General features: G+C 31.1%; 3 protein-coding genes. All 3 read left to right on the top strand.

Annotation, left to right across the window (positions count from 1 at the left end):
* Positions 1–1365: biosynthetic-type acetolactate synthase large subunit (ilvB, locus tag N2712_07890; GenBank protein ID MCX8029897.1), on the top strand; the 1365-nt coding region annotated here is incomplete at its 5' end.
* Positions 1366–1395: 30 nt separating this feature from the next.
* Positions 1396–1881, top strand: coding sequence for an acetolactate synthase small subunit (ilvN, locus tag N2712_07895; GenBank protein ID MCX8029898.1), 486 nt, complete (start codon positions 1396–1398; stop codon positions 1879–1881).
* Between the two features lie 17 nt (positions 1882–1898).
* Positions 1899–2495, top strand: a 597-nt coding sequence (locus N2712_07900; protein ID MCX8029899.1) for a fumarate hydratase, incomplete at its 3' end; no start/stop codon positions are given.

Genomic DNA, 2495 nt, shown 5'->3' on the forward strand with positions numbered 1-2495 from the left:
GATTCTACAGGAATAACTCGTCCTATTACCAAACATAATTATTTGTTGAAAGATGTAAAAGATATGGTCCAAGTTATTAGAGAAGCATTTTATTTAGCCTCCACTGGAAGGCCGGGACCTATATTGATAGATATCCCGGTAGATGTTCAAAGGGCAAAAACGAAATTTATATGGAATTCAAAAATTGAGATACCTTCTTATAAACCTACATATAAAGGACATCCTTTACAAATAAAAAAATTAGCAGATGCGATAAATAATTCAAAACAACCTGTTTTATATGTTGGTGGTGGTGTAATAATTTCTGGTGCTTCTGAAGAACTTAAAGAACTTGCTGAAAGATGCGATATTCCTGTTACTACTACTTTGATGGCTATAGGAAGTTTTCCTTGCGACCACAGATTGTCGTTAGGAATGTTAGGTATGCATGGAACTGTATATGCAAATTTAACTATGCAAAATGCTGATCTAATAGTAGCAGTTGGTGCTAGGTTTGATGATAGATGTACTGGAAAACTTGCAGCATTTGCACCAAAAGCTAAACATATAGCGCATATAGATATAGATCCAACAAGTATCTCCAAGAATGTAGTAGCAGATATACCTGTGGTTGGAGATTGTAAGATGGTATTACAAGATTTATTAAAAATTGTAAAACCCAAAAAACATCCAGAATGGTTACAACAGATAGAAGAGTGGAAAAAGAAATATCCTTTGACTTATAAGAATGATGAAAAGTTAAGACCTCAATATGTGATTGAAGAAATCACGAAGTTAACAAAGGGAGATGCTATTGTTGTGACTGAAGTTGGCCAACATCAGATGTGGGCAGCACAGTATTATAAACCAAATGGTCCTAGAAAGTTTCTTTCTTCTGGAGGATTAGGAACTATGGGATATGGTTTTCCTGCAGGAATTGGAGCGAAGTTAGGCAAACCTAATGAAAAAGTAATAGTTATAGCTGGAGATGGATCTTTTCAGATGAATATACAAGAGTTGGCTACTGCTGTAGTAAATAAAGTAAATGTGATAGTATGTATTATGAATAATGGATATTTAGGAATGGTGAGACAATGGCAGGAGTTATTTTATTCTAAAAGATATTCTCAAACTTATTTATGTACTAAAAAATTAGGTAAGTTTCAATGTGAACCTGTTCCAGATTTTATAGAATTAGCTAAAGCATATAAAACAGAAGGCTTTCGGGTGACTAAAAAAGAAGAGGTAGTACCTGTGCTAAAGAAGGCATTTGATATAGAAGATAAACCTGTAATAATTGATTTTTGGATTGAAACAGAAGAAAATGTTTTTCCTATGGTACCTGCAGGTGCATCTTTGGATGAAGTTATTACTAGTTTAGCATAATATAATAATTTTTTAATTTTGGAGAAAAATATGACAGAGATAAAAAGACATACAATATCTGCGTTAGTTTATAATAGACCTGGGGTATTAGCTAGAATTGCTACTCTTTTTGCGGCAAGGGGTTATAATATTGATTCATTAGCAGTAGGTGAGACGGAAAATCCTGATATTTCTCGCATGACCATAATAGTTCGTGGTGATGAAAAAATTTTAGAACAGGTGGAGAAACAATTAAATAAACTTATTGATGTAATAAAAGTTTATGAATTTTCCAAAGTGAAACATATAGAAAGAGATTTGGTTTTAGTAAAAGTAAATGCAACAAATAAGACACGTGCAGAGATAATAGAGATCGCAGAGATATTTCGTGCAAAAATTGTGGATGTGTCCCATCAGACATTAGTTTTGGAGATTACTGGTGATGAGGATAAATTAAGTGCTTTTATTGAACTTTTAAGACCATATGGAATAAAAGAATTAGTAAGGACTGGTGTTATAGCTATTGCTAGAGGTTAGTGTTTAGAATTGTTTCTATGAGAATAATTGAAAAAGAAGAGTTTAAAAGAAATGTAAAAAATTTGCTTATACAAACTCATTATTTTCTTCCTGAAGATGTAATATTAGCAATAAAAGAAGCAATTAAAATAGAAGAAGGATTAGCAAAAGATGCCTTGATAAAAATTTTAAAAAATGCTGAAATTGCTTCACATTTAAAATTACCTCTTTGTCAAGATACCGGTATTCCTCAATTTTTTTTAAATATTGGTAAGAATGTTTATTTTGATTTTAATTTAAAAGAAGTTTTAAATGAAACAGTAACAGAGGTATATGAACAAGAAAAATTTAGAAAATCTTCTGTTGAAGATCCTTTATTTAGAAAAAATAATTTTAACTTTCCAACTATTTTTATAGAATACGAAAAAGAAGATGAAAATGAGTGTGAAGTATCTATTTTAATTCGCGGTGGCGGTTCTGAAAATATGAGTAGATTAAATTTATTTTTGCCAACTACTGAATTTCAGGAAATAATAAAATATATAATTGGGGAAACTAAAAATATGTTAAAATTTACTTGTCCTCCTGTGGTTGTAAGTCTTGGAATAGGTGGAACTATAGATACAACCATATAT

It is taken from the genome of Brevinematales bacterium (assembly GCA_026415355.1).
Classification (GTDB): Bacteria; Spirochaetota; Brevinematia; order DTOW01; family DTOW01; genus SKYB106.

Coding starts and splice junctions, on each gene's coding strand:
- ilvN (MCX8029898.1), top strand. CDS start 1,396: ATGACAGAGATAAAAAGACATACAATATCTGCGTTAGTTTATAATAGA.